Raw genomic sequence first — 22,338 nt, forward strand, 5'->3', positions numbered from 1 at the left:
TATGAATCCAATTAACGTCCAGCAGTTTGACGCTGCAAGATGTTGGTGAACTCTTCAATGAAAGTTTCAAAGCGAATGGAGAGGCGGTCTACATCAGTTGCTGCGCGGTTGTAAGCAACTACTGCTGGAATCGCAGCAAACAAACCAATCGCTGTAGCGATCAATGCTTCTGCGATACCGGGAGCCACTGCAGAAAGGGTCGCGTTTTGCACGTTAGCCAAACCGCGGAAGGAGTGCATGATGCCCCAAACGGTGCCAAAGAGGCCGATATAGGGGGAGACTGAGCCTACGGATGCCAAGAAGGGTAGATTGGCTTCTAGGAGGTCCATTTCACGTTGGTAGGTGGCTTTCATGGCGCGACGGGCAGCGTCAATCTCACGACCTTTTGCAAATTCTTGCATCCCAGCCTCGAAAATATGCTCTAGGACCGCGTCATTGCGGTTATTGCGCTGGGCCGCCTCTAGGAGGGTATTGAGGTCTCCACCGGCCCAAAAGTCACGCTCAAAGCGCTCGGTATCCTGGCGGACCCCACGTAAAACAGCGGTTTTCTTAAAAATAATGGTCCAAGAGGCCACGGACATGCTGAGTAATAACAACATTACCAGCTGTACTAATAGGCTGGCATTGAGGACTAGGGAGAGGAATGAGAGGTCTTGTGTAGAGGTCATGGTGGATTTTGTATGATGTAGGTTGATTTTACTAAGTTAATTCACTCAGCAATCCAACTTTTTCAGGATTATCACCATGTTTGACCGTCAAAACACTTTAGCTAAAACCGACCCCCAGTTATGGGCAGCCATTCAGAACGAAAATAAGCGTCAGGAAGACCATATTGAGCTGATTGCTTCTGAGAACTACACCTCACCAGCGGTAATGGAGGCTCAAGGCTCTCAGTTGACCAATAAGTACGCTGAAGGCTATCCAGGCAAGCGCTATTACGGCGGTTGTGAATTCGTGGACGTGGCTGAGCAATTAGCGATCGATCGCGTCAAAGCATTATTTGGTGCTGAAGCAGCAAACGTACAACCGCATTGCGGCGCATCTGCCAACCAAGCTGTGTTCTTGGCTTTCTTAAAACCAGGCGATACCTTCATGGGTATGAGTCTTGCTGAAGGCGGTCACTTGACCCACGGTATGGTGTTGAACATGAGCGGCAAATGGTTTAATCCAATCGCTTACGGGCTTGATAAAAACGAAGAGATCGATTACGAGCAAATGGAACGTCTCGCGCGTGAGCACAAACCAAAACTCATTATTGCTGGTGCCTCTGCCTACTCTCTAAAAATTGATTTTGAGCGCATTGGTAAATTGGCAAAAGAAGTGGGCGCAATTTTTATGGTCGACATGGCGCACTATGCTGGCTTAGTTGCAGCTGGCGTTTATCCAAACCCAGTGCCGCATGCCGACATTGTTACTTCTACAACCCACAAGAGCTTGCGCGGCCCACGTGGCGGCATCATCTTGATGAAAGCTGAGCATGAGAAGGCAATTAATTCTGCAGTCTTCCCAGGTCTACAGGGTGGTCCTTTGATGCATGTGATCGCAGGTAAGGCGGCAGCGTTCAAAGAGGCCCAGGAACCTAGCTTTATCGATTACCAAAAGCAGGTGGTTGCGAATGCAAAAGCACTTGCCGAGACTTTAATTGCGCGTGGCTTGCGTATTGTTTCTGGCGGAACAGATTCTCATGTGATGTTGGTGGATCTGCGTGCCAAGAAAATGACCGGTAAAGAGGCTGAGCGTGTTTTAGGTGAAGCGCACATCACTTGCAATAAGAACGGTATTCCAAATGATCCAGAAAAACCAATGGTGACCAGCGGCATTCGTTTGGGTTCACCAGCAATGACTACGCGTGGATTTAAAGAAGCAGAAGCAAGACAAGTTGGAAACTTTATTGCGGATGTTTTAGATAATCCAACTGATCCTGAGAACATTGCTAAAGTGCGTGCTCAAGTTTCTGAGCTCACGAAGCGTTTCCCAGTTTACGGTTAAGCAAACAATCAGCAACCCAACTAAGAAAAGAAGAGCTCATTGCGCTGCCCTTTTTGCCATAACGAAGATACCCAGGTTTTAGATACCCGGGTATCTGACGAGGGCGATACCATTCGCCGTCGTCGTCGTTGTGCCAAGTGCGATAAGCGATTTACAACTTATGAGCGTGTTGAATTGGTGCTACCAGCTATCGTTAAGAAAAATGGCAGTCGGGTTGAATATAGTCACGATAAGCTGGCTAGCTCAATCAAGCTGGCACTACGTAAGCGTCCGGTCTCCTCTGATTCTGTAGATGAATCCATTGCCCGCATTGAGGAGAAACTTCTCAGTCTTGGCGAAAAAGAGATTCCCAGTGAGCGCGTAGGTGAGCTAGTAATGCGCGAGCTCAAGCGTCTTGATAAGGTGGCCTACATTCGCTTCGCCTCTGTTTACAGAAGCTTTGCTGACATTGAGTCCTTTGAGAGTGCTCTAAAAGAGCTTAAATAGGAAATATTCAGCTTATGAAAATTAATCAGCTTTCCACATTCAATATTCTGGATTATTTAAAAACAGAAGAAGATATTGCTGGATATTTGCAGGCGGTAAATGAAGACGGAGATCCCGTTTTAATTAAGTATGCATCGTTAGATATAGAGCTGGCGCGAGCAAATCTTTAATCTACGCTTCAAATAAAAAAGACTGCAATGCAGTCTTTTTTATTGATGGAGCTTGAATTACTTCAATTGAGCAAAAATCGAAGCAGTAATGTCTTCAACGCTTCCAGTGCCGCTTACCTTGCGATAGGCGGGTGCTTTCACCTTGTCTGCTGAATTAGCCTGCGCAGCCCAAGAAGAGTAATACTCCACTAATGGACGGGTTTGATCGTCATAAACCTGTAGACGCTTGCGAACCGTCGCTTCTTTGTCGTCGTCACGCTGAATCAGATCGTCACCAGTCACATCATCTTTACCTGCAACCTTTGGTGGGTTGTATTTGATGTGATAAGTACGACCAGAGGCTGGGTGAACGCGACGTCCGCCCATACGATCGATAATGGCATCAAATGGCACATCGATTTCTAAAACGTAATCAATCGGAACGCCAGCATCTTTCATCGCTTGCGCTTGGGGAATGGTTCTTGGAAAACCGTCAAACAAGTAACCCTTGCTGCAATCAGGTTGTGTCAGACGATCTTTAACGAGGCCAATGATGATGTCATCAGAAACAAGGCCGCCTGCATCCATAATCTTTTTGGCTGCAATACCCAGTTCAGTTCCCGCTTTCACAGCAGCGCGCAACATATCGCCAGTGGAAATTTGTGGAATAGCGAACTTTTCGCAAATGAACTGAGCTTGTGTGCCTTTTCCAGCACCTGGTGCACCGAGCAGAATCAACCGCATTGTTTTCCCCTTAGAAGAGCTGTCATTGTCCCGTATTTTGTCGGGATCTTAGATACCTATTGCCTAGGATTATCCCCGAGAAGTTGCAAGCTACTGAGGTTTTGGCTTTTAGCCTTAGGTTAGCCTAGGAGCGAGCTAGCATCTGCCGCACTCTTTCCAGGTCCTCTGGGGTATCGACGCCAGCTGGTGGAACTTCTGAGGCGATATGAACTGCTATGCGATAACCATTCCAGAGGGCGCGCAGCTGCTCTAGGGCTTCAGCTTGCTCTGGAGGAGCTGGCTCTAGACGGGTATAGGCCTGTAAAAAGTCAGCTCTATAGGCATAGATCCCCAGATGGCGTAAATGATCTGTTTTTTGATCGACTTGCGGATCCCTCACAAATGGAATAGGTGCTCTAGAAAAATAGAGCGCCTCGCCAGCGCGATTGAGAACGACTTTCACAACATTGGGATTATTGATCTCTGTGGCATCGGTAATGGGTACAGCAACTGTGGAGATGGCGCACTCTTGATGCTCTGCCAAAGTGCTAGCAACTTGATTAATCAATTCCGGCGGAATGAGTGGCTCATCACCTTGCACATTCACAATCAATGCATTACTGGGTAATTTAAGTAGCTGCGCAACCTCTGCAATACGATCGGTTCCGGTTGGATGATCTGCGCTAGTCAGTAAACACTCAATGCGGTACTCATCACAAGCCGCTTGTATTTCTGGTGAATCAGTTGCCACTACAACGCTGTGCGCAAGTGATTGCTTGGCGCGCTCTGCAACCCGAATGACCATGGGTTTGCCACCAATGTCAGCTAGAGGTTTTCGAGGCAAGCGAGTAGATCCCAACCTAGCGGGAATCACTACTAAAAAATCTGCAGCCTTTGAGTCAGCGTCCATTAAAAAATGATTTTTATTAAATTAAGCGATTTCATCAGCGCTAAGGCTGCGCGCTTCTTCCACCAGCATTACCGGCACATCATCCCGAATGGGGTAAGCCAAGCGGTCAGCTTTGCAAATGAGTTCATGTTTCTCGGCATTTAAATGCAATTGGCTTTTGCATAAAGGGCAAACCAAAATATCGAGCAGTCGTTTATCCATGATTTCTTTGCAGTGATCTAAATGAAGAGTTTAAATATATGAGGACACAGTGTAGTGCTATGTACGCTAAACCTACAAGGTATAGCGATAAGGATTAGGTCTTTGCAGGATAGATTGGAGCCAGTCAGCCAGGCTATCCGGAAGGGCAAGAGTCATTGGCACCACCCAAATACGTTCATCTGTAATCGTGGTGCATTTCACGGCATCTTTTTCGGTGATGAGGATGCATTGCGCGTTGATCTTCTCAAAGAACTCAGGGGTATAGGTCGCATGATCAGGCAAAGGAATCGATTTGGCGGCAATGCCCTGTTTGAGTAGATCGTCAAAAAAGCGTTGTGGATTACCCAAGGCAGCAACAGCAGTAATTTTGTTTGGTAGATAGCTATCCGCAATTTGAGCAAGCGTCTGCGTATTGGCTGGATTGATTAATTGGTAGGCATTACCTAAATGACCCAAGAGTGAAAATGCGCGACGCCCTAAAAAGTATTCATCCTGGGGGCCAAGCTTAGTTTCAATATCCTTTGTTTTTCCAGTAAAAAGGGTAGCATCGCGTTCGCGTGTCGCTGGTTCACGCAAAGGACCGGCGGGCAGCAAAAAGCGATTGCCTTCGCCGCGTCCATCACGCACTACGAATTCGATATCACGACCACCTTCGCGAGCAGGCCAGCGGGCTAAGCCGCTATGTTGCAAGCCATCATCACTAATGATGACGTTTACATTGGGCGAATGCTTGAGCAAGGCCCCAATAGTTCTTTGACGCTTTGGAAAAACCCAAATCGGAAATTGATCGTGCGTACGTTTTGCAATCAAGACTGGTTCATCGCCAACTAAAGCAGGATCAGAATTGCCGTGTACTTGTAAGGGTGCTGTTTGTGAAGAGGAGCCATAGCCTCTACTGATAATGCCGGGCCTCCATCCAAGTTGCTGTAAGCGTTCTGCTAAAGCAATCACGATAGGCGTCTTGCCAGTGCCGCCTACGCGGATATTGCCCACAATAATCACCGGTACTGGAGCAGGCTTTTGTTTTACTAAGCCCGTATCCAGAATTAACTTACGCATACGCACCACTAGGCCATAAAGCCAAGAGAGTGGCCATAGCAATAAGCTTGTAGGACCACGTCTTTCCCAGAACTTAGGTGCTTTACGGGAAAAAGAAAAGGACATGAAGAATATTTTTCTTTGTTCTGAAGTTATTTTTTGGTTTGACTGCTAAACACGATATTCGAGAGATTGGCATCACGCGCCGCTTCCAGTGCACTCATCACTGATTGGTGGGGCGCCTTGGCATCCGCATCAATATTGACCTGCAGAGAGCTGACGCCTTCCTTCTGATTGCTTTGTCCGTTTAACTGAGTTAATGCATTACTAAGTTGTGATCGATCGGTGACTTTGCCATTAACAGCGAAGCGGCCATCGCGACTGACTGCAATATGAATTTGCTTGACCTCTGCTTGGCTCTCATTGCCATTGGCAGTGGGTAAGGTAATGGCGAGTTCTTGATACCGTGTGAAGGTTGTAGAGATCATTAAAAAGATTAGCACCACCAATAGCACATCAATAAAAGGAATCAGATTGATTTCTGGTTCTACAGATGGAGTACTGCTCCCAAGAGAAAATTGTCTCTTAGCTCGTGGGTGCGTTTCTAGCCAACTCATTTTGTAGTGTCAGCAGCGTCGTTTGGATAAAGCTTTTTGAAAAGTTGACGAGTAAATTCTTCGCATTCACGTTGACGTTGATTTGCCATTGCGCGCAAACCACGCCAAGCAGCAAGCGCTGGAATCGCAATCAATAGTCCAAATGCAGTGTTATACAAAGCGACTGATATACCGTGTGCCAATTGTTGTGGACTGCCGGCAGCACCATTGATTGCCCCTTGGCTGCCAAAGATTTCAATCATGCCCACTACGGTGCCAAATAAACCCAGTAGCGGAGCGACCGTGGCGATCGTGGCAAGGGCACCTAAGTAGCGGTCCAGCTTAAGCCAAGTGCTTTGTGCGCTCACCTGCAGCTCCTCCAGCGCAGCATCAGTACTACTGCCGGCTAATTTCTCTTTTAGTGCGCATGCCAATAAAGGACTTGCAGGAGAAAGATTGGCCAATTCTGCAATCTGCTGCTCAGAAACGGTTGATTTGTTTCCAACCAACTGATTTGCAAGAGAAAAGACGCTTTCCAGACAGTTTTTGGGGAATATATGCGTTTGACGCAGATACCAGCCTCGCTCTATGGCGATTGCAAGGCCCAATATGGAAATGATGAGGAGGGGCCAAATAGGCCAGCCAGCGGATAGTAAGATGGAGTACATAAGCTCAGTACTTTAGCTGAATTAAAAAGCCTGTTTCGGAAACCTAGCCTGTGGATAACTCTGTGCAAAACTTTTTTGAATTCGCTCTGTAAGTCCTTGATACATGGTTGACTCGGTTTTATATTGCATTCAATTAAATTTATTGGATGCATTAATTCCTATATAAATCAATGGCTTATATTTTTAATGTTGGATTTATGAGACGTTTTGGGTCAGTAATTACTTACTTATGAGCATTAAACCTAGAGTGAATCTGCATCTGTGGATATTTATTGGCGCCTAAGCCAGATAGCTGTGAGATTAAAGAGAAAAAATGTCGGAAATATCAAGGGAAATTCTGAGTGTTGGCGATCTAAACCGCGCCATTGCTGCCTCTTTAGAGGACCGTTTCGACACTGTATGGGTGAGCGGGGAGATTTCCAACTTCAAGGCTTATGACAGCGGGCACTGGTATTTTTCGTTAAAGGACGCAGAAGGTCAGATTCGCTGTGTCATGTTCCGTGGTCGCAACGGCCAAGTTGGGTTCATGCCGCAATCTGGGGACTTGGTTGAGGTCAGCGCCAGTCTAGGCATGTATGTCCCTCGTGGGGATATACAGCTCACCATTCAGACTTTACGTCGCGCTGGTATGGGCGGTCTTTATGAAGCCTTCTTAAAGCTCAAAGCCAAACTTGCTAAAGAAGGTTTGTTTGATGATGAGCGTAAACGCGAGATACCAACACATCCGAGATCCATCGGCATCATCACATCACCACAAGCAGCTGCACTTAAGGATGTCTTAAGCACTTTAGCGAGAAGAGCGCCACATATTCCGATTGTGATTTATCCAACCTTGGTTCAAGGTCCTGATGCACCCGCTGGAATTATTGCCGCACTCAAAGCTGCGGAAAAAGAAAAAGCAGTCGATGTCATCTTGCTAGTGCGCGGTGGTGGCAGCATTGAAGATCTATGGGCTTTTAATGATGAACAGCTTGCTTATGCGATTGCAGATTCATCCATCCCAGTGGTCAGTGGTGTTGGACATGAAACCGACTTCACCATTGCCGACTTTGTTGCCGACCTCCGTGCACCAACTCCGACGGGCGCGGCAGAGCTTGCAGCACCACGCCGAGATCAAATGCTACAGGAGCTCGATGCCATCATGCAAGCGCTTCTCCAGCGCATTAATCAACGAGTTGAGCGCGAGGCGCAAACCTTAGATCAATTGGCTCTGAGGCTCAGCCATGCTTTGCCCAATCCCGATCGTATGCGCGAACACATTCATGGCTGGCAGCAACGATTAAACCAAGCATGGTCAGTGCGTATAGAAAACTGGAAGCGTAATCAAGTGCACTACCAATCTCAGTTGGAGATGCTCAATCCGCAGCGAACGCTTGAGCGTGGTTATGCCGTTATTCTGAGCAAAGAAAAAGATCAACTACACGCGTTACGCAAGCCTAGTGAGCTAAATGTGGAAAACACATATCAAGTGCAATTAGCCGAGGGTCAAGTAGACGTACAATTTTCAGAAATAAATCCAGTGGAAAGCAATTGACAGTGTAGTGTTTTCGGGTGTGATATCAACCCCAATTACCGTTATAAGCTATATAGAATAATGGTTATTATACAAATAAATTTTTGTATAATAACCAAATGAGTACCAAGCTATATGAATCACTTTCATTGTCCGCGCAAACGGCTTATGCCGAACTGCAGGATCAATTGCACGTTGAAAATATCAATCAATTTAAAGAATTGCCAGGATCCTTTCATAAGCAAGTTCAAAAAGGTAAGACTTATATTTATTACGGCTATCGTGATATTGATGGTGTAGGTCGTATGGCTTATGTGGGTCCTGAGGATCAACGCGTTACTCAGCTTATTAAAAAACATCAAGCTCTGAAAGTAAGTGATCGATCGACTAAGATCAAAAGGCTGGCGCTATCGGCGGAAGCGCTTGGTTGTGAGTCAACATTAACCAAGCATTTTCGCGTAGTGAATCGCTTACGTCATTATGGATTTTTCAGCGCTGGTGGAATATTGATTGGCACACATGCATTTCTTGCCATGGGAAATATGTTGGGGGTGAAATGGCTATCTTCCAATACAACAATGGATGTAGATTTTGCTCACGCAGGAAAAAATGTTTCAATCGCATTAGGGGCAAATGTCAAAATCTCAGTGCACGATGCCTTAAATTCGTTGGAGATGGGCTTGTTACCCATTACTGAATTTTCAGGAAAAACAGGTGCTCAATATCGCAATCCCAGGGATCCGGAACTACGGCTAGATTTTGTTACCCCCCAAACTCGAAGTGGTGGGCCAGTGGTGTTGCCTGAATTGGGTTTGACTCTGGAATGCCTTAAATTTATGGAGTTTTCACTGGTAGATACTACACAGACTGTGCTCTTATCTAAAGAGGGTGCTTGCATTGTGAATATCCCAGCCCCAGAGCGCTATGCAATACATAAGTTAATTGTTTATGGGGAGCGGCCTATGAATGAGCGCGTCAAAGCAAATAAAGACTTAGGTCAAGCCGCAGCAATTTTCAAAGTTCTATTTGATGAGGGTAATGGAGAGTTAATTAGGCGAGCATGGATAGATGCAATTTCACGTGGACCTGGTTGGCTTAAGCGTTTAAATCAAGGAAAGACTGCCTTGCTGAAGCAATACCCAGAATTATTGGATCTAGCTAATGTACGGTAGTAATAAGCACGATTTACAAAATATTGGGCTCAATCTGTAAGCTAACACCAAATTTGTCGTGCACTTTTTCCTGAATGCATTTGGCTAAACCTAAAATATCTTGAGCGGTGCCGCCGCCATGGTTAACTAGAACAAGTGCTTGATGTTCATAAACACCAACCGAGCCCATGCGTTGACCCTTAAAGCCGCATTGATCGATAAGCCAACCAGCTGCGAGCTTACGTTTACCAGCTGCATCTGGATAAGACACTAGATTCGTATGCGCTCTCAGCAAAGTTTCATACTGCTCAACAGGAATTACAGGGTTCTGAAAGAAACTTCCAGCATTACCAATCACTTTGGGGTCTGGCAGCTTATGTGTGCGCACCTTACATACTGCTAAGAAGATATCTTCAGGACTCGGGTTGGCGTTCTCAGAAAATTGCCTTGTAAGATCTGCATAGTGGATGCGAGCCTGCCAAGCTTTAGGCAGCTTAAAAACGACCTTTGTCACGATAAAGCGGTGGGGATTTTGCTTGAAGTAGCTATCGCGGTAAGCAAAGTGGCATGCCTCATTTTGGAGGGTGATAAAGGCATAGTTTTTTGCATCAAATGCTTCAATGCTATCAATGTAATCTGCAATTTCAACACCATAGGCGCCGATATTTTGAATGGGTGCTGCCCCAACTGTGCCAGGAATGAGTGCTAAGTTTTCTAGGCCGGGCAAATCTTTCTCGAGTGTCGAAGCAACGAGTTCATGCCAGTTAACACCAGCACCAACTGCTAAATAGCTTGCCTTTTCATCGGAGGAAATGATTTCTTGCCCAGCGATATTCATGAGGAGGGTGGCTCCCGGTAAGGTGCTTGGGAGAATGACATTGCTACCTCCGCCTAAAACCCGCCATGGCAGTTTTTTTTCTGCAACTTCTGCAATAACTTCAGGAATTTGCTCGGGCGCGGTAATTTCGTAGGCCAGTTCCGCGCTAGCGTCAAAGCCAAAGGTGTTGCGGTGCTTCAAACCCAAATTTGGGATCAATTTTGCGGGTTGGGGCGCATTTTGAGCACGGTTCATGCCACAATCTTATTCGTAAAAGAATCCAGAGCCTATTTTTGGCAGCACAGGAAGCAAGAAATCTGCGATGGACGCCAAAATAGCCAGAAAATGTAAAGATTACGAGAGTAATTACGAGAAAACATAGGGAGTAAAAATGCCAACATTTGACGTAGTTTGTGAGCCAGACATGGTTGAGCTCAAAAATGCCATCGAGCAATCCAATAAAGAAATTACCAATCGTTTTGACTTCAAGGGCTCTGATAGCCGTGTTGAACAAAAAGATGAGGCATTAATCTTATTTGGTGATGACGACTTTAAATTGGGTCAAGTGCGTGATGTCCTGATTAATAAAATGGCCAAGCGCAATGTGGATGTGCGCTATCTTAAGGATGAGAAAACAGAAACCATTGGTAGCGATAAGCGTAAGCAAACGATGAAGATTCAAAAAGGGATCACTTCGGACTTAGCAAAAAAAGTTGTGCGCATTATTAAAGACAGCAAGCTCAAGGTGCAAGCCAGTATTCAGGGTGATGCAGTGCGTGTCACCGGCGCCAAGCGTGATGACTTACAAGAAACAATGGCCTTGCTTAAAAAAGAAGTAACAGAAGCGCCATTGGGCTTTAATAATTTCCGTGACTAAGAAGAAGCTTGGTGCAATGAAGACGTTTAAACCCATTCCTGTATTTCAATCGGAACTTGATGAAAGACGGTTTTGGGAAATGAATGACGCTTCTAATTATTTTGATTTAAATAAAGCATTTAGAGTGGCAACACCAAATCTAAGACCCCACTCTGCGACTATGAAGTCTCAAGTTGGGGTATTTGGAAAATTGGTATAGGACTTTATTTGGTCAAGGAACCCAGAAATTAGTTAAATCAGGTATCCGTAATTTGTCGTTGATTTGGGTTAAATCTCACTTATTCAATGAGAGCGTAAAGATTGCAATTGCACCTAAAATAGTATATATTTTATATATATAAATTAAAGAGGTGCCATGATGAGAGCTTCAAACGAAAACCTGTTGGTCAAATTCCGCTCTAAAGACACCCAATTTGGCGTGACTCGAACAACGGTTAAGGCAATTGCTAAAGAGCTCGATGTCAATGAAACGCAGGTTATTCATATGGCCTTGTCAAAATTTGCTACTGATGTTTTACCTTCTTATGCCCCTGATGATGGTCCGTTGACCGCAAAACAAGTCTTGGCATTACGCAAGGATGCGGCCAAGCGCTTACCAAAAGGAAAACTGCTTGCACGCGATGCATTGTTTGCATGAGTCAGGCTTGGATGTTGCCAGCACCTGGCGATATCGTTTGGTGTTTGTTTCCAGAAGTTCCTAATAGTGAGCCAGGACCCAAACCCAGACCAGCCATTGTCCTGAGTGTCGAGCGTAGGGATGATGGCAATCAGGTCAGCGTAGCGTATGGAACATCCCAAAATCTGACAAGACTTAAAGCTGGCGAGGTGGCGATAACCCAGACCAAGAATCCAGCTGCTTACGCACTAGCTGGATTGGCTTACGACACAAAGTTTGATTTCAAGGTGATTGTGGATCTGCCCTGGTCTGAGCGCTATTTCAAAGTGCCCGCCAGAAGCCCGCATGGCAATACACCCAAGCTAGGCACCTTGCACGCAACTATTCTTCGCGCTGTTGAAGCGGCTTATCGCGCAGCATCAAATTGATAGGATGAAAAAAAATATACCTCCAATCTCCGTGATAAGCCAGGAGGCCATTGAGCGCTTCTGTGATGCTTGCTGGCTAGAGGATGGGTTAGCTCAAAATAGCTTGTCCGCATACCGTAGAGACCTATTGTTATTGGCTCAGTGGTTATATAAGGACTCTGGCGCCGATCTATACGGCGTTACCGAGAAAGATCTTACCGCCTACATAGCGCACCGACGTGCTGACAAGGCAACTACCGCTAATCGACGTTTGACAGTATTCAAGCGCTTCTATCGTCATGCACTCCGTATCAATTTAGTGAAGAGCGATCCCTGTATTGGTTTACGCGCTGTTAAACAAGCGCTACGGTTTCCAAAGACGCTGAGTGAAGATCACGTTACTGCATTACTCAATGCGCCTGATATTGATACCCCATTAGGTTTGCGTGATCGCACCATGCTGGAGTTGATGTACGCCAGTGGTTTACGCGTATCTGAAATTGTTTCTTTAAAAACAGTCGCCTTAGGTTTGAATGAGGGTGTAGTGAGAGTAGTTAATGGTAAGGGCGGCAAAGAGCGCTTAGTGCCCTTTGGCGGAGAAGCAGGGCAGTGGTTAAGACGCTATTTAGCAGAAGCCCGCACTCCTTTGCTGGAGGGTAAGACAACTGATGCGGTTTTTATAGGGCGCCACACCGGAACCGGTTTAACTCGTCAAGCATTCTGGGCGCTGATTAAACGCTATGCCACATTGGCTAATATTCCGGTGGCTCTATCACCCCATACCCTGCGTCATGCATTTGCCACCCATTTACTCAATCATGGAGCGGATTTAAGAGTGGTTCAGCTCCTTTTGGGCCATGCTGACATTTCTACCACCCAGATCTACACCCATGTGGCCAGAGAAAGACTGAAATCCATACATCAGCAGCACCATCCCAGGGGTTCATAAGTGTTTAAGATAGCGGTATGGAATTGACCCTTGATCTCTTGCTTATCCCAGTTGCCTATTTAATAGGCTCCATTTCTTTTGCGGTAGTGGTGAGTAAGTGCATGCGCTTACCTGATCCCCATTCCTATGGCTCTGGAAATCCAGGCGCCACCAACGTGCTACGAACCGGTAATAAGTTAGCCGCCGTCTTAACGCTGATTGGTGATGCGCTGAAAGGATATTTTGCGGTCATGCTGGCACGGGTATTACTCGGAGATGAATCTCTGACCTCCACGATGAGCTCATGGCTCTTGTGCGGAGTTGTACTGGCAGTATTTTTAGGCCATCTCTTCCCCGTATTCCATGGATTTAAAGGCGGCAAAGGTGTTGCTACTGCTTGCGGTATTTTGTTTGGCATTAATTGGATTTTGGGATTAGCTACGCTCAGTACTTGGATTATTGTGGCGATGTTTATGCGCTACTCTTCTTTAGCGGCATTGGCTGCTGCAATCTTCGGCCCCATCTATTTTGTTTTCTTATTCGGCTTTCAGCCGATGGGCTTGGCTCTCTTGGCCGTATGTGCATTACTTATCTGGCGCCATCGAAGCAACATTCAGAATTTACTCAATGGCAAAGAGAGTCGTATTGGCTCTAAAAAGACTCCAACATAATTCATCCAACATAACCAAAAAATAACTAACGGTACTTCTTATGACTATTGCTTACGCTTGCATTCTGTTGATGGGTCTTTTACCTTATGTCGCAGCAGGTATTGCTAAAAAAGGTTTTCAGGGTTATGACAATGCGATGCCACGGCAATGGCTGGCAAAGCAAACGGGGTTTAGAGCCAGGGCTAATGCTGCTCAAGCCAATCTATTTGAGTCGCTCCCTTTGTTCTTTGCCGCCGTGATCATTGCATCCGTAGCTCATGCTCCACAGGACAGAATTGACTTACTGGCAATGGGTTTTGTAATTGCCCGTATCGCCTATCTCATTTGCTATATCGCTAATTGGCCAACCACGAGATCCATCGTTTGGCTGTTTGGCATGATTTGTGTAGTGGGCTTGTTTTTTCAAATGTAAAGGTGTTTAGGCATTTGCTTGATTTTTAGATGTAATATATCATTGCTATATTACAAAATATCCCCATAGATGTGGAGGGTCAAATGACAAGTATTGCCAAATTATTTATGAGCGGGCGCAGTCAAGCGATTCGTCTGCCCGCGAAGTTACGCTTTCAATCCAAGCAAGTCCGCATAGAACAAGTGGGTAATGCGCTTTGGGTTACGCCTGATGTTGAGAAAGAGCACAATCTGGGTCAATGGCTCAGTACTTTTTATCAACAGACTGATCCTCTTCCAGAGAACTTTTTACAGGATCGGGATGATTCACCAGCACAAGAGCGTGATTGGACTTAGATTGGTAAAAAAACAAAAAACCTTAGATACCAATATTTGTAGATATATATTGCGCAGACATCCGCAAAAGATGTTGGAGCGCTTTGCTGGGCTGGAGCATGATGAAGTATGGTTATCTGCCATTGTTGCTGCAGAGCTGAGGTTTGGGGCGGCAAAATTAGCATCGCCACGTTTTAGTGCGGCGATTGAAGCATGGATAGATGGTTTTGAAATTCGTCCATGGCCGGTGGAGGCTACGCACCATTATGCTCAAATTCGTTCTGAGCTAGAGATAATGGGTCAACCCATTGGTGGAATGGATTTAATGATTGCAGCCCATGCCCTATCTGAGTCAAGCGGTTTGATCACTAATAATGCACGAGAGTTTCATCGTATTCCCAATCTCCAAGTGGAAGAATGGTCAATTTAGACCCTGTTCGATAGCCGCTATTTTTTCCCTAGAAAGTTTTTATGTCAACCCCTAAAAAAGCTATTCAGAAAATGCCCGTAAAAAAAATAGTGAGCAAACTTCCTATAAAAAAATCTGCCGTTCACTCAAGGGATGCTGCAAAAGAAGAGGGTGGTTTACCTTTATCGGTAGTCATACGCCGCCGTATTGAGGCCCAAAAGGCTCGCTTTCATGCGAATGACAATATCTCAGCATTTATTAAGCCAGGTGAATTAGAAGGTTTGGTAGATGAGGTAGCAGAGAAAATGCAGGCTGTTTTAGAAAGCCTCGTCATCGATACTGAAAATGATCACAACACTCAAAACACGAGTCGTCGTGTAGCAAAGATGTATGTGCAGGAGGTGTTTAATGGGCGTTATGTTGATCAGCCCACTTTAACCAAGTTCCCCAATGTGAGCCGCTTAAATGAGCTCATGATTATTGGCCCCATTACCGTTCGTAGTGCTTGCTCTCATCATCTATGCCCAATCATGGGTCGTATTTGGATCGGTGTTCTACCTAGTAAGGAGTCTGCTCTGATTGGCCTTTCTAAGTACTCACGCTTGACCGAATGGGTCATGTGTCGCCCACAAATTCAGGAAGAAGCTGTTGTAGAGCTGGCAGATATGCTTGAGAAGAAGATTAAGCCAATTGGTGTGGCAGTAGTGATGGATGCCGATCACTTTTGTATGCAATGGCGTGGTGTTAAGGATCGTGATTCGAAAATGATCAATAGCGTGATGCGTGGAGCTTTCTTAAAAGATTCTAATTTGCGTAGAGAGTTCTTGGCGTTGATTGATCGTAAATAAGTTGATGAAGAAACTTCCCATTCTTGCTGTTTTGGTTATTGCGGGCTGCACTTCTGGCCCCATGAGCCAAGATTATCAATCCGTCATGGATGAGAAAGTGGAGTCACCATTCTTTTATGTTCCGCCATTAAATAAAAAAGACTACTCAGAGCGTAATTGGATTTTGCTGGCAGAGTCTCAAAATAAAAACTGGTTTTATGACCCCTACACCTTGAGTGAAGACGAAGATGGGGTTATTAGCTTTGATATTTTTATTGCCCCTAGGGAAAAAAATACCTTGGCGCAATTTAACCCCACAATAGTTGGGCCTTATCGCCAAAAAATTGATTGCTTTAGCAATAATCAGTGGTCAGAGACTCTATACACCCAGAATATTGTTTCCAAAGGTCCTCTAGTTGGTGATATCAAGCCCGTCAATGGATCTGGCTGGGTCAAAATTGCTCCCAAAACAGCTATGGCCTATATGCGTTCTCGCCTATGTGGCAGAAAGTTTATCGACGATCAAAACGTGAATTACTTCCTCTATCAAGATAGCGCCTTACCGGCCCCAATATCTAAAAGAGCACCTGAAGAAGTATTTGATGAAAAAGAAAATAAGCAACTGGTGCTTGCTAAGCAAGAGGTTGTTCTGGAGTCAGCTAATACTCGCTCACCCGTTTTTTATGAAGTCATTAATAATGAAGTAAGTATTGTTGATTCTAAAAAAGATGTTCGCCAATTACGGTTGAGTTCTTATATATTGGGTAAGGGTTTAATCAAGCAGGCGGATTACAGTTTTACTGCTAATTGTCAGGAAAATACTTACGTCCTAACGACTCAAGGCCAAGGTGCTAAATCTAGCGGCGTTATTGGTGCAAAAGATTCCTTGGCTGCAATTGCGTTTAATAGGGCGTGTTGAGATCATGGTGCGTATATGAAAATGACAAATAAGGGTAAGAATTGACTCCAAGCATGGCCCGACTCAGTTGCTGGTGTTCACTGCTCTTGTTGGTGTTGAGTGTTGCCGCTTGCGGATCTTTTCCATCGGAAAATCAAGACCCCACTAAAAATAACAAAATGACTTACAACAAGGATCTCAGCGATTGCAAAGAGGATTACCCCGAATCTGGTTCTGGGGTTCACATCCGTCAGTGGATTAATTGTATGAAGCTAAAGGGCTGGAATTAATCGATGTTTTCAATGTGAAATTTTATGAGAACAATTCTCATCTATATTTCCATATAAATCATTGACTTAGGTGCTAGCTAGCATCCCTAAATCTTCTCCACTATGATCACATTTAGTTTTGAAGGTTGCGCATTGCTTCTTGATGCGCGTGCAAGTTAATCACTGATTTATTTTTGGAGAATCCATGAAAAATAGTCGTCGCCAATTTATGATTTTGTCTGCTGCTGGTGCCTGTACTTTGGCATTGAACGGTAAAGTTCAAGCTCAAGCAATGGTTGCAGAAACTGATCCACAAGCTGCAGCATTGGGTTACAAAGCGGATGCCTCTAAGGTAGATAAAGCAAAGTACGCTAAGTACGCTGCCGGTCAACAATGCAGCAACTGTGCATTGTTCCAAGGTAAGGCTGATGCAGCTGCAGGCCCTTGCTCATTGTTTGCTGGTAAGCAAGTTGCTGGTAAAGGCTGGTGCTCTGCTTACGCTAAGAAGGCTTAACATTAAGTCGATTGTGTACGCATGAATAAAAAAGACTGCTTATGAACTGACCCCCATTAGTTGGACAGTTTAATTAGGTTAGCACGAGGGATTGAGTTCGGTATTGCACCGGGCTTAATCCCTTTAGTTTTTGTTTGATCCGATCATGGTTGTAATAGTGGATATATTCCTTTAGCTCGTTTTTAAATGATTGAACATCCTCAAACTTCTTTTGGTAGAAGAACTCTGTTTTCATAATTCCAAACCAGTTTTCCATTACCGCGTTATCTAGGCAGTTTCCTTTTCTAGACATACTCTGAGTAATGCCTTGTTCTTCCAAGGCTTGTTGATACAGCCCCATTTGGTATTGCCAGCCTTGGTCGGAGTGGAGTATGGGCCTGTCTTTGGGTTTGAGTTGCTTAAAGGCCTCCTGGAGCATTTGCATGACCGAGCTAATCTGCGGCCGATCAGCAATCTCGTAGGAGATGATCTCGCTGTTGTAAAGATCCAAGATGGGGGATAGATATACCTTCTGACCTTTGATATTGAACTCAGTGACATCCGTTACCCACTTTTGATTGGGTACTTTTGCGACAAAGTCACGCTCGAGCAAATTAGGTGCCACCCTGCCTACGGATCCCTTGTAAGACTGATAGCGCTTAGGTCTTACCGTAGATTTGAGCCCGAGTTGCCCCATCAGTTTTTGCACGGTTTTGGGGTTAAGGTAATGCTGCTGATTGCTCAGCTCTAAATGGACTCGTCGATAACCATAACGCCCCTGATGGGCATTAAAGATGGCGCTAATCTGGACCTTGGCATTGGCATGGGGATCAGTATTGCTGCTGGCTTTTTGCCAGTAGTAATACACGCTTTTGGGCATTTGGGCTGCCAGCAAAATGACTTGCAATGGATAGTGCTGCCTTAACTCAGTGATTACTTGGACTTGTTCTTGCTTACCAAGTGCTTTTGCTGGGCTAAGGCTTCGAGCTTTTTTAGATAAGCGTTCTCCACCTCCAAATACTGTGCTTTGCGCAGTAACTCTTCATGCGTAAGTGAGGTTAGGGGCTTGGTAAGCAAAGCCTTAATATCGCGAGGTTTTGACATGGGTGGCCGTCCCTTGGGCTTAGGTTCTAGGGCTGTAATACCACCCTCATTGTAGAGGCGTTGCCAATGGCTAATCGAGCTTGGGGCTGGAATATTAAAGCGGGCTGACGCTTGATTGATTGAGAGTTGATCTTGCTCCATCGCTTTAAGCACGGACAGCTTAAAAGCGCTGGGGTGATAAGTGTAGGTCTTCGTTAGGCTGTTTTGGCCATGGACTTGATAAGCATGAACCCATTTGCGCACATAGGCGTATTTAACGCCATACTGGTCTGCGACGGCTTTAAAACCTCGGTTGCCAGCGAGATAATGCTTAATAACTGCTAGCTTGAATGCTTTGCTGTATTTGGACATAAAACTGACCCTTTGGAGTTGGATTGGGTGTCCAACTTTTGTGGGTCAGTTCATTAGGCGGTCTTTTTTATTGCCAAGAAAGATAAGCAATGAAACATTCTCTCCAATATCTTCTTAAGTATTACTCCTTTTATTTGGGTGGCGATCAGCCGACTGTAGCCTGGTCCGAGCGCATTCGTTCTGTTTTAGGGGCTTTCATAGGACTCATGTTGGTAATCGCGGTTGCCACATACCTTAGGGAGCTGAGTGGCATCGATGAGTGGTTGATGGCATCTTTGGGCGCAAGTGCTTTATTGGTTTTTGTTTTACCTGGGAGTCCAATGGCTCAACCTTGGGCTGTCATCGCAGGCAATACTCTGTCTGCCCTAGCGGGGGTGAGCTGTGCAATTCTGATATCGACCCCTTTGCTGGCACTGCCGATGGCTGCTGCACTATCGATTTTGGGGATGTTTATGTTGCGTTGTTTACACCCACCTGCTGCTGCAGTAGCCTTAATCGCAGTACTCGGGGGGATCACACATTATCGCTATGCCTTTTTCCCGGTGATGGTAGATTCAGCGCTCTTGATTCTGGTTGGGGCGGCCTACAACAATCTGACTAGTAAGTGTTATCCCAATAGGCCACCTTCTAAATGAAGCAAGACAAACCCAGGCCTTTATTTGCTGATTCTTCCTGCCGCTATTGAGGCCTTGCAGTCCTTAATGGTGTAGTTTTGGTACTTGCCAGCATTTTCTTTGCGAATGGATTGACCACATTCAGTTAAGGAGTTGCGTAAATTAATTTTGGGTATATTTCCTGTTGTCATGGTTGACTCCTGGTTAGTATTTTTAATTGTGAATTGAAATCCTTGAAATGGCTTAAAGTTACAAGCCTTGGACTTAATGACGCTATCTTGCGCATTACAAATTCTAGGGTGTTTTTGGGTTTAAAGGAAATAATGATTAGCCAAATGGATTTAAATCCGTCGTAAGGGGTGAATTTCACAAAAATAGTCTCTTAATACCTTTAAAATAAGGGGATATTTACAAAAAGCATAATGTTTTGCTAATTTATTGATGAGCTCAACCAAACTGACAGCCAATACCGTTATCCCCGTTATTCTCTGTGGCGGGTCAGGAACGCGCCTATGGCCACTTTCCCGTGCAGGCTTTCCAAAACAGTTTTTAGCGTTGTCTGGCGATGACTCTGGCAAGAGCTTATTTCAGCAAGCAGTACAGCGATTAAATACGCTTACTAAAAATGACATTGGGCCCACTTTAATTGTGACCAATGAAGAACATCGTTTCTTGGTTCTTGACCAATTGAGAGAAATACCTGGCATTCAGACTACCTTGTTATTGGAGCCTGAAGGGCGAAATACTGCCCCAGCTTTGAGCTTAGCCGCTCTCTATGCTAGTGAGCAAAAAGATGGTAACGGTGATCCCATCGATCCCATCTTGGTGATTACGCCAGCAGACCAGACGATACAAAATGGCGCAGCTTTTACTAAAGCACTCAATGAATGTATTGAGGTTGTTAAAGCAGATGCTAGCGCAAAGACCATCACTATTTTAGGTATTACAGCAAACTCCCCGGAAACGGGTTATGGCTATATTAAGAAAATGGGCCAACAGGGTTCTTATGGCGAATACACTGTAGAGCAGTTTGTAGAAAAGCCTGATGCTCAGACTGCTCAAAGTTATTTAGATAATGGCAATTACTTTTGGAATGGTGGCATGTTTGTATTGCGTGCCAGTACTTGGTCGGCTGCATTAAAAGAATTCCGGTCCGATATTTATGGGTCAACCGAGACTGCTTGGGCTGCTCGTAAAACTGATCACGCTGGCGAGACTAATTTTGTACGCCCCGATAGAGATATTTTTAAAACCATCCCAAGTGAGTCGATTGACTACGCGGTGATTGAAAAATGTCCAGGTAACACTACTGGTCAATTCCATATCAAAATGGTAGAGCTCAATGCGGGTTGGAATGACTTGGGCGCTTGGGATGCTGTATGGCAGGTCGGTAAAAAAGATGGACAAGGTAATGCGACATCTGGTGATACTTTGCTTAGTGACACTAGCAATTCTTTAGTGCATGCAAGCAGTCGCCTTGTTAGCGCAGTGGGTGTTAGTAACCTGGTGATTATTGAGACCGCTGATGCAGTCTTGGTAGCCGATAGGGCAAACAGCCAAGATGTTAAACAAATTGTCAATCAACTCTCCTCCCAAGGGCGAGAGGAGAAAAATTTACATCGTAAGGTGGCTCGTCCTTGGGGCTGGTATGACAGCGTAGATGAGGGTGAGCGCTTTAAAGTTAAGCGTATACAAGTTAAGCCTGGTGCAAGTCTATCGCTGCAAATGCATCACCACCGTGCGGAACATTGGATAGTGGTTAAGGGTGTCGCGGAAATTACCAATGGGGAACAAGTCATCGTACTGAATGAGAATCAGAGTACGTTCATACCTCAAGGGCAAGTACATCGCTTAAGCAATCCCGGAAAAGAACCCTTAGAAATTATTGAGGTTCAATCTGGCAGCTATTTAGGGGAAGATGATATCGTGCGATTTGAGGATAACTATGGCCGATAAGATTGTCTTAATTTGCGGAGTGAGTGGGCAAGATGGTGCTTATTTGGCCAAACTGCTGCTTGAAAAAGGTTATGTGGTTTATGGAACCTCTCGAGATGTTCAGGGGTCGTCTTTTGCCAACCTTCAGAAATTTGGGATAAAGGAGCGCATTCTTTTCATCTCTATGGTTCCTGAAGATTTTCGTAGTGTGCTAGTGGCGCTACGAAAAAGTAATCCTGATGAGATCTACCATTTAGCTGGGCAATCATCAGTGGGACTCTCTTTTGAGCAGCCAGCAGAGACTATGCAAAGCATCACCATTGGTACCCTCAATCTGCTTGAGGGTTGTCGGATGATGGATAAGCAAATTCGTCTCTATCACGCCGGCTCTGGGGAGTGCTTTGGCGATACTAAAGGGGTGCCGGCAAATGAGCTAACTCCGTTCCATCCCATGAGTCCCTATGCGGTTGCGAAGGCTTCAGCCTATTGGCTTGTGAATAACTATCGTCAGGCATATAACTTATTTGCCTGTACCGGAATTTTATTTAATCATGAGTCGGATTTAAGGCCAGAGCGATTTGTGACGCAAAAAATTATTAGAGCTGTCAAGCGGATTGCTCAGGGCAGTGGTGAAAAATTACACTTAGGTAAATTAGATATTTCACGCGATTGGGGTTGGGCGCCGGAATATGTTGAGGCAATGTGGTTGATGCTCCAACAAGATAAACCCGCAGACTATGTGATTGCTACTGGTAACACTCTAACTCTAGAAGAGTTTGTATCAGCTGCATTTAAAGAAGCTCAATTAGACTGGAAGGATTATGTTATTAAAGACCCAAGCTTCTTTAGGCCAACCGATTTGGAAATTGGTTGTGCAGATCCAAGCAAAGCATTAAAAGAAATTGGCTGGAAGGCGTCTACCCAAGGAATCGAAGTAGTTAAAAAAATGTATCAATCTCTTAAATAATGATG

At 45.1% G+C, this 22,338-nt stretch carries 31 protein-coding genes; 21 read left to right on the plus strand and 10 right to left on the minus strand.

Going from position 1 to position 22,338, the window contains the following annotated elements; translation table 11 throughout:
* Nucleotides 1–11 precede the first annotated feature (11 nt).
* On the minus strand, nt 12–668 hold the full coding sequence (gene tolQ / locus ICN37_RS01675; protein WP_215321461.1) for a protein TolQ: 657 nt from the start codon (nt 666–668) through the stop codon (nt 12–14).
* A 76-nt stretch (nt 669–744) separates the two neighbouring features.
* Between tolQ and glyA the strand changes: the two genes are divergently transcribed.
* From glyA to ICN37_RS01690, 3 genes are read left to right on the plus strand one after another with little or no spacing between them, the layout of a single operon-like run.
* The gene (gene glyA / locus ICN37_RS01680; RefSeq protein ID WP_216154430.1) at nt 745–1,989 is read left to right on the plus strand and encodes a serine hydroxymethyltransferase; all 1,245 of its coding nucleotides are present in this window, start codon (nt 745–747) and stop codon (nt 1,987–1,989) included.
* Between the two features lie 39 nt (nt 1,990–2,028).
* Nucleotides 2,029–2,475 carry a transcriptional regulator NrdR gene (gene nrdR / locus ICN37_RS01685; protein WP_215321463.1) on the plus strand — a complete coding sequence of 149 codons (447 nt, stop codon included), beginning with the start codon at nt 2,029–2,031 and terminating at the stop codon, nt 2,473–2,475.
* 14 nt (nt 2,476–2,489) lie between these two features.
* A complete protein-coding gene (locus ICN37_RS01690) occupies nt 2,490–2,645 on the plus strand; it encodes a DNA-binding protein (RefSeq protein WP_216154431.1) in 156 nt (51 codons plus the stop codon).
* 57 nt (nt 2,646–2,702) lie between these two features.
* On the opposite strand, the gene adk is transcribed toward ICN37_RS01690, so the two are convergent.
* The 6 genes from adk to ICN37_RS01720 form a co-directional block, all read right to left on the minus strand.
* Nucleotides 2,703–3,368 (minus strand): adenylate kinase, encoded by a 666-nt coding sequence (gene adk / locus ICN37_RS01695; protein ID WP_216154432.1) that lies wholly within the window; start codon nt 3,366–3,368, stop codon nt 2,703–2,705.
* A 124-nt stretch (nt 3,369–3,492) separates the two neighbouring features.
* Entirely contained in the window at nt 3,493–4,257 is a 765-nt protein-coding gene (kdsB, locus tag ICN37_RS01700; protein WP_216154433.1) for a 3-deoxy-manno-octulosonate cytidylyltransferase, read from the minus strand.
* A gap of 21 nt (nt 4,258–4,278) precedes the next feature.
* On the minus strand, nt 4,279–4,458 hold the full coding sequence (locus ICN37_RS01705) for a Trm112 family protein (RefSeq protein WP_215321469.1): 180 nt from the start codon (nt 4,456–4,458) through the stop codon (nt 4,279–4,281).
* Between the two features lie 72 nt (nt 4,459–4,530).
* A complete protein-coding gene (gene lpxK / locus ICN37_RS01710) occupies nt 4,531–5,622 on the minus strand; it encodes a tetraacyldisaccharide 4'-kinase (RefSeq protein ID WP_216154434.1) in 1,092 nt (363 codons plus the stop codon).
* A gap of 26 nt (nt 5,623–5,648) precedes the next feature.
* A complete protein-coding gene (locus tag ICN37_RS01715) occupies nt 5,649–6,113 on the minus strand; it encodes a biopolymer transporter ExbD (RefSeq protein WP_215321471.1) in 465 nt (154 codons plus the stop codon).
* Nucleotides 6,110–6,760, minus strand: coding sequence for a MotA/TolQ/ExbB proton channel family protein (locus ICN37_RS01720; RefSeq protein ID WP_216154435.1), 651 nt, complete (start codon nt 6,758–6,760; stop codon nt 6,110–6,112). The genes ICN37_RS01715 and ICN37_RS01720 overlap by 4 nt, the downstream gene beginning before the upstream one ends.
* 313 nt (nt 6,761–7,073) lie before the next feature.
* Between ICN37_RS01720 and xseA the strand changes: the two genes are divergently transcribed.
* Together xseA and ICN37_RS01730 are read left to right on the plus strand one after the other, a co-directional pair.
* Entirely contained in the window at nt 7,074–8,294 is a 1,221-nt protein-coding gene (gene xseA, locus ICN37_RS01725; protein ID WP_216154436.1) for an exodeoxyribonuclease VII large subunit, read from the plus strand.
* 98 nt (nt 8,295–8,392) lie between these two features.
* Nucleotides 8,393–9,445: a GSU2403 family nucleotidyltransferase fold protein gene (locus tag ICN37_RS01730; RefSeq protein ID WP_216154437.1), complete on the plus strand. Its 1,053-nt coding sequence runs from the start codon at nt 8,393–8,395 to the stop codon at nt 9,443–9,445.
* Nucleotides 9,446–9,458: 13 nt separating this feature from the next.
* Here ICN37_RS01730 and murB read toward each other — a convergent pair whose 3' ends face one another.
* The gene (gene murB, locus ICN37_RS01735) at nt 9,459–10,496 is read right to left on the minus strand and encodes a UDP-N-acetylmuramate dehydrogenase (protein WP_216154438.1); all 1,038 of its coding nucleotides are present in this window, start codon (nt 10,494–10,496) and stop codon (nt 9,459–9,461) included.
* 136 nt (nt 10,497–10,632) lie between these two features.
* On the opposite strand from murB, the gene ICN37_RS01740 reads away from it, so the two are divergent.
* From ICN37_RS01740 to ICN37_RS01800, 13 genes are all read left to right on the plus strand, one after another.
* A complete protein-coding gene (locus ICN37_RS01740) occupies nt 10,633–11,118 on the plus strand; it encodes a YajQ family cyclic di-GMP-binding protein (protein ID WP_215321476.1) in 486 nt (161 codons plus the stop codon).
* Nucleotides 11,111–11,317 carry a CopG family antitoxin gene (locus ICN37_RS11650; RefSeq protein WP_216154439.1) on the plus strand — a complete coding sequence of 69 codons (207 nt, stop codon included), beginning with the start codon at nt 11,111–11,113 and terminating at the stop codon, nt 11,315–11,317. Before ICN37_RS01740 ends, ICN37_RS11650 begins: the two co-directional genes overlap by 8 nt.
* 156 nt (nt 11,318–11,473) lie before the next feature.
* Nucleotides 11,474–11,755 carry a hypothetical protein gene (locus ICN37_RS01750; RefSeq protein WP_216154493.1) on the plus strand — a complete coding sequence of 94 codons (282 nt, stop codon included), beginning with the start codon at nt 11,474–11,476 and terminating at the stop codon, nt 11,753–11,755.
* A complete protein-coding gene (locus ICN37_RS01755) occupies nt 11,752–12,162 on the plus strand; it encodes a type II toxin-antitoxin system PemK/MazF family toxin (protein WP_216154440.1) in 411 nt (136 codons plus the stop codon). Before ICN37_RS01750 ends, ICN37_RS01755 begins: the two co-directional genes overlap by 4 nt.
* 4 nt (nt 12,163–12,166) lie before the next feature.
* A complete protein-coding gene (xerD, locus tag ICN37_RS01760; RefSeq protein ID WP_216154441.1) occupies nt 12,167–13,090 on the plus strand; it encodes a site-specific tyrosine recombinase XerD in 924 nt (307 codons plus the stop codon).
* 17 nt (nt 13,091–13,107) lie between these two features.
* Complete coding sequence (gene plsY / locus ICN37_RS01765; RefSeq protein ID WP_216154442.1) at nt 13,108–13,740, plus strand: glycerol-3-phosphate 1-O-acyltransferase PlsY; 633 nt, start codon at nt 13,108–13,110, stop codon at nt 13,738–13,740.
* A gap of 40 nt (nt 13,741–13,780) precedes the next feature.
* Nucleotides 13,781–14,152 carry an MAPEG family protein gene (locus tag ICN37_RS01770; protein ID WP_216154443.1) on the plus strand — a complete coding sequence of 124 codons (372 nt, stop codon included), beginning with the start codon at nt 13,781–13,783 and terminating at the stop codon, nt 14,150–14,152.
* An 83-nt stretch (nt 14,153–14,235) separates the two neighbouring features.
* Nucleotides 14,236–14,487, plus strand: a complete 252-nt coding sequence (locus ICN37_RS01775; protein WP_215321482.1) for an antitoxin — start codon at nt 14,236–14,238, stop codon at nt 14,485–14,487.
* Nucleotides 14,453–14,896 carry a type II toxin-antitoxin system VapC family toxin gene (locus ICN37_RS01780; RefSeq protein ID WP_216154444.1) on the plus strand — a complete coding sequence of 148 codons (444 nt, stop codon included), beginning with the start codon at nt 14,453–14,455 and terminating at the stop codon, nt 14,894–14,896. The genes ICN37_RS01775 and ICN37_RS01780 overlap by 35 nt, the downstream gene beginning before the upstream one ends.
* A gap of 41 nt (nt 14,897–14,937) precedes the next feature.
* Entirely contained in the window at nt 14,938–15,723 is a 786-nt protein-coding gene (folE, locus tag ICN37_RS01785) for a GTP cyclohydrolase I (RefSeq protein WP_255538435.1), read from the plus strand.
* A gap of 4 nt (nt 15,724–15,727) precedes the next feature.
* A complete protein-coding gene (locus ICN37_RS01790; RefSeq protein ID WP_216154445.1) occupies nt 15,728–16,621 on the plus strand; it encodes a hypothetical protein in 894 nt (297 codons plus the stop codon).
* Between the two features lie 41 nt (nt 16,622–16,662).
* A complete protein-coding gene (locus ICN37_RS01795; protein ID WP_255538436.1) occupies nt 16,663–16,890 on the plus strand; it encodes a hypothetical protein in 228 nt (75 codons plus the stop codon).
* A gap of 184 nt (nt 16,891–17,074) precedes the next feature.
* Nucleotides 17,075–17,383: a high-potential iron-sulfur protein gene (locus ICN37_RS01800; RefSeq protein ID WP_215359138.1), complete on the plus strand. Its 309-nt coding sequence runs from the start codon at nt 17,075–17,077 to the stop codon at nt 17,381–17,383.
* 73 nt (nt 17,384–17,456) lie between these two features.
* On the opposite strand, the gene ICN37_RS01805 is transcribed toward ICN37_RS01800, so the two are convergent.
* A protein-coding gene (locus ICN37_RS01805) for an IS3 family transposase (protein ID WP_216154446.1) occupies nt 17,457–18,817 on the minus strand; the annotation gives its coding sequence in 2 pieces (ribosomal slippage) (nt 17,457–18,358 and nt 18,358–18,817; 1,362 coding nt in all).
* An 89-nt stretch (nt 18,818–18,906) separates the two neighbouring features.
* Between ICN37_RS01805 and ICN37_RS01810 the strand changes: the two genes are divergently transcribed.
* Nucleotides 18,907–19,452 (plus strand): HPP family protein, encoded by a 546-nt coding sequence (locus ICN37_RS01810; protein WP_216154447.1) that lies wholly within the window; start codon nt 18,907–18,909, stop codon nt 19,450–19,452.
* 20 nt (nt 19,453–19,472) lie between these two features.
* Here the strand turns inward: ICN37_RS01810 and ICN37_RS01815 are convergent, their stop codons facing one another.
* Nucleotides 19,473–19,622, minus strand: coding sequence for a hypothetical protein (locus tag ICN37_RS01815; protein ID WP_216154448.1), 150 nt, complete (start codon nt 19,620–19,622; stop codon nt 19,473–19,475).
* A 250-nt stretch (nt 19,623–19,872) separates the two neighbouring features.
* Here ICN37_RS01815 and ICN37_RS01820 point away from each other — a divergent pair, with 250 nt between their 5' ends.
* Together ICN37_RS01820 and ICN37_RS01825 are read left to right on the plus strand one after the other, a co-directional pair.
* Nucleotides 19,873–21,387: a mannose-1-phosphate guanylyltransferase/mannose-6-phosphate isomerase gene (locus ICN37_RS01820; protein WP_216154449.1), complete on the plus strand. Its 1,515-nt coding sequence runs from the start codon at nt 19,873–19,875 to the stop codon at nt 21,385–21,387.
* On the plus strand, nt 21,377–22,333 hold the full coding sequence (locus ICN37_RS01825; RefSeq protein WP_216154450.1) for a GDP-mannose 4,6-dehydratase: 957 nt from the start codon (nt 21,377–21,379) through the stop codon (nt 22,331–22,333). Before ICN37_RS01820 ends, ICN37_RS01825 begins: the two co-directional genes overlap by 11 nt.
* The last annotated feature ends 5 nt before the right edge of the window (nt 22,334–22,338 follow it).

The sequence above is a fragment of the Polynucleobacter sp. P1-05-14 genome, from assembly GCF_018881675.1.
Classification (GTDB): Bacteria; Pseudomonadota; Gammaproteobacteria; order Burkholderiales; family Burkholderiaceae; genus Polynucleobacter.

What these genes read in the sequence shown, in the direction of transcription:
- ICN37_RS01755 (WP_216154440.1), top strand. Translation starts at nt 11,752, where the DNA reads ATGAGTCAGGCTTGGATGTTGCCAGCACCTGGCGATATCGTTTGGTGT.
- ICN37_RS01740 (WP_215321476.1), top strand. Translation starts at nt 10,633, where the DNA reads ATGCCAACATTTGACGTAGTTTGTGAGCCAGACATGGTTGAGCTCAAA.
- murB (WP_216154438.1), bottom strand. Translation starts at nt 10,496, where the DNA reads ATGAACCGTGCTCAAAATGCGCCCCAACCCGCAAAATTGATCCCAAAT.
- ICN37_RS01800 (WP_215359138.1), top strand. Translation starts at nt 17,075, where the DNA reads ATGAAAAATAGTCGTCGCCAATTTATGATTTTGTCTGCTGCTGGTGCC.
- ICN37_RS01705 (WP_215321469.1), bottom strand. Translation starts at nt 4,458, where the DNA reads ATGGATAAACGACTGCTCGATATTTTGGTTTGCCCTTTATGCAAAAGC.
- ICN37_RS01770 (WP_216154443.1), top strand. Translation starts at nt 13,781, where the DNA reads ATGACTATTGCTTACGCTTGCATTCTGTTGATGGGTCTTTTACCTTAT.
- ICN37_RS01750 (WP_216154493.1), top strand. Translation starts at nt 11,474, where the DNA reads ATGATGAGAGCTTCAAACGAAAACCTGTTGGTCAAATTCCGCTCTAAA.
- xseA (WP_216154436.1), top strand. Translation starts at nt 7,074, where the DNA reads ATGTCGGAAATATCAAGGGAAATTCTGAGTGTTGGCGATCTAAACCGC.
- ICN37_RS01715 (WP_215321471.1), bottom strand. Translation starts at nt 6,113, where the DNA reads ATGAGTTGGCTAGAAACGCACCCACGAGCTAAGAGACAATTTTCTCTT.
- lpxK (WP_216154434.1), bottom strand. Translation starts at nt 5,622, where the DNA reads ATGTCCTTTTCTTTTTCCCGTAAAGCACCTAAGTTCTGGGAAAGACGT.
- ICN37_RS01690 (WP_216154431.1), top strand. Translation starts at nt 2,490, where the DNA reads ATGAAAATTAATCAGCTTTCCACATTCAATATTCTGGATTATTTAAAA.
- folE (WP_255538435.1), top strand. Translation starts at nt 14,938, where the DNA reads ATGTCAACCCCTAAAAAAGCTATTCAGAAAATGCCCGTAAAAAAAATA.
- ICN37_RS01720 (WP_216154435.1), bottom strand. Translation starts at nt 6,760, where the DNA reads ATGTACTCCATCTTACTATCCGCTGGCTGGCCTATTTGGCCCCTCCTC.
- adk (WP_216154432.1), bottom strand. Translation starts at nt 3,368, where the DNA reads ATGCGGTTGATTCTGCTCGGTGCACCAGGTGCTGGAAAAGGCACACAA.
- ICN37_RS01790 (WP_216154445.1), top strand. Translation starts at nt 15,728, where the DNA reads ATGAAGAAACTTCCCATTCTTGCTGTTTTGGTTATTGCGGGCTGCACT.
- xerD (WP_216154441.1), top strand. Translation starts at nt 12,167, where the DNA reads ATGAAAAAAAATATACCTCCAATCTCCGTGATAAGCCAGGAGGCCATT.
- ICN37_RS01810 (WP_216154447.1), top strand. Translation starts at nt 18,907, where the DNA reads ATGAAACATTCTCTCCAATATCTTCTTAAGTATTACTCCTTTTATTTG.
- ICN37_RS01775 (WP_215321482.1), top strand. Translation starts at nt 14,236, where the DNA reads ATGACAAGTATTGCCAAATTATTTATGAGCGGGCGCAGTCAAGCGATT.
- ICN37_RS01825 (WP_216154450.1), top strand. Translation starts at nt 21,377, where the DNA reads ATGGCCGATAAGATTGTCTTAATTTGCGGAGTGAGTGGGCAAGATGGT.
- ICN37_RS01820 (WP_216154449.1), top strand. Translation starts at nt 19,873, where the DNA reads ATGAGCTCAACCAAACTGACAGCCAATACCGTTATCCCCGTTATTCTC.
- plsY (WP_216154442.1), top strand. Translation starts at nt 13,108, where the DNA reads ATGGAATTGACCCTTGATCTCTTGCTTATCCCAGTTGCCTATTTAATA.
- tolQ (WP_215321461.1), bottom strand. Translation starts at nt 668, where the DNA reads ATGACCTCTACACAAGACCTCTCATTCCTCTCCCTAGTCCTCAATGCC.
- kdsB (WP_216154433.1), bottom strand. Translation starts at nt 4,257, where the DNA reads ATGGACGCTGACTCAAAGGCTGCAGATTTTTTAGTAGTGATTCCCGCT.
- ICN37_RS01815 (WP_216154448.1), bottom strand. Translation starts at nt 19,622, where the DNA reads ATGACAACAGGAAATATACCCAAAATTAATTTACGCAACTCCTTAACT.
- ICN37_RS01730 (WP_216154437.1), top strand. Translation starts at nt 8,393, where the DNA reads ATGAGTACCAAGCTATATGAATCACTTTCATTGTCCGCGCAAACGGCT.
- glyA (WP_216154430.1), top strand. Translation starts at nt 745, where the DNA reads ATGTTTGACCGTCAAAACACTTTAGCTAAAACCGACCCCCAGTTATGG.
- ICN37_RS01780 (WP_216154444.1), top strand. Translation starts at nt 14,453, where the DNA reads ATGATTCACCAGCACAAGAGCGTGATTGGACTTAGATTGGTAAAAAAA.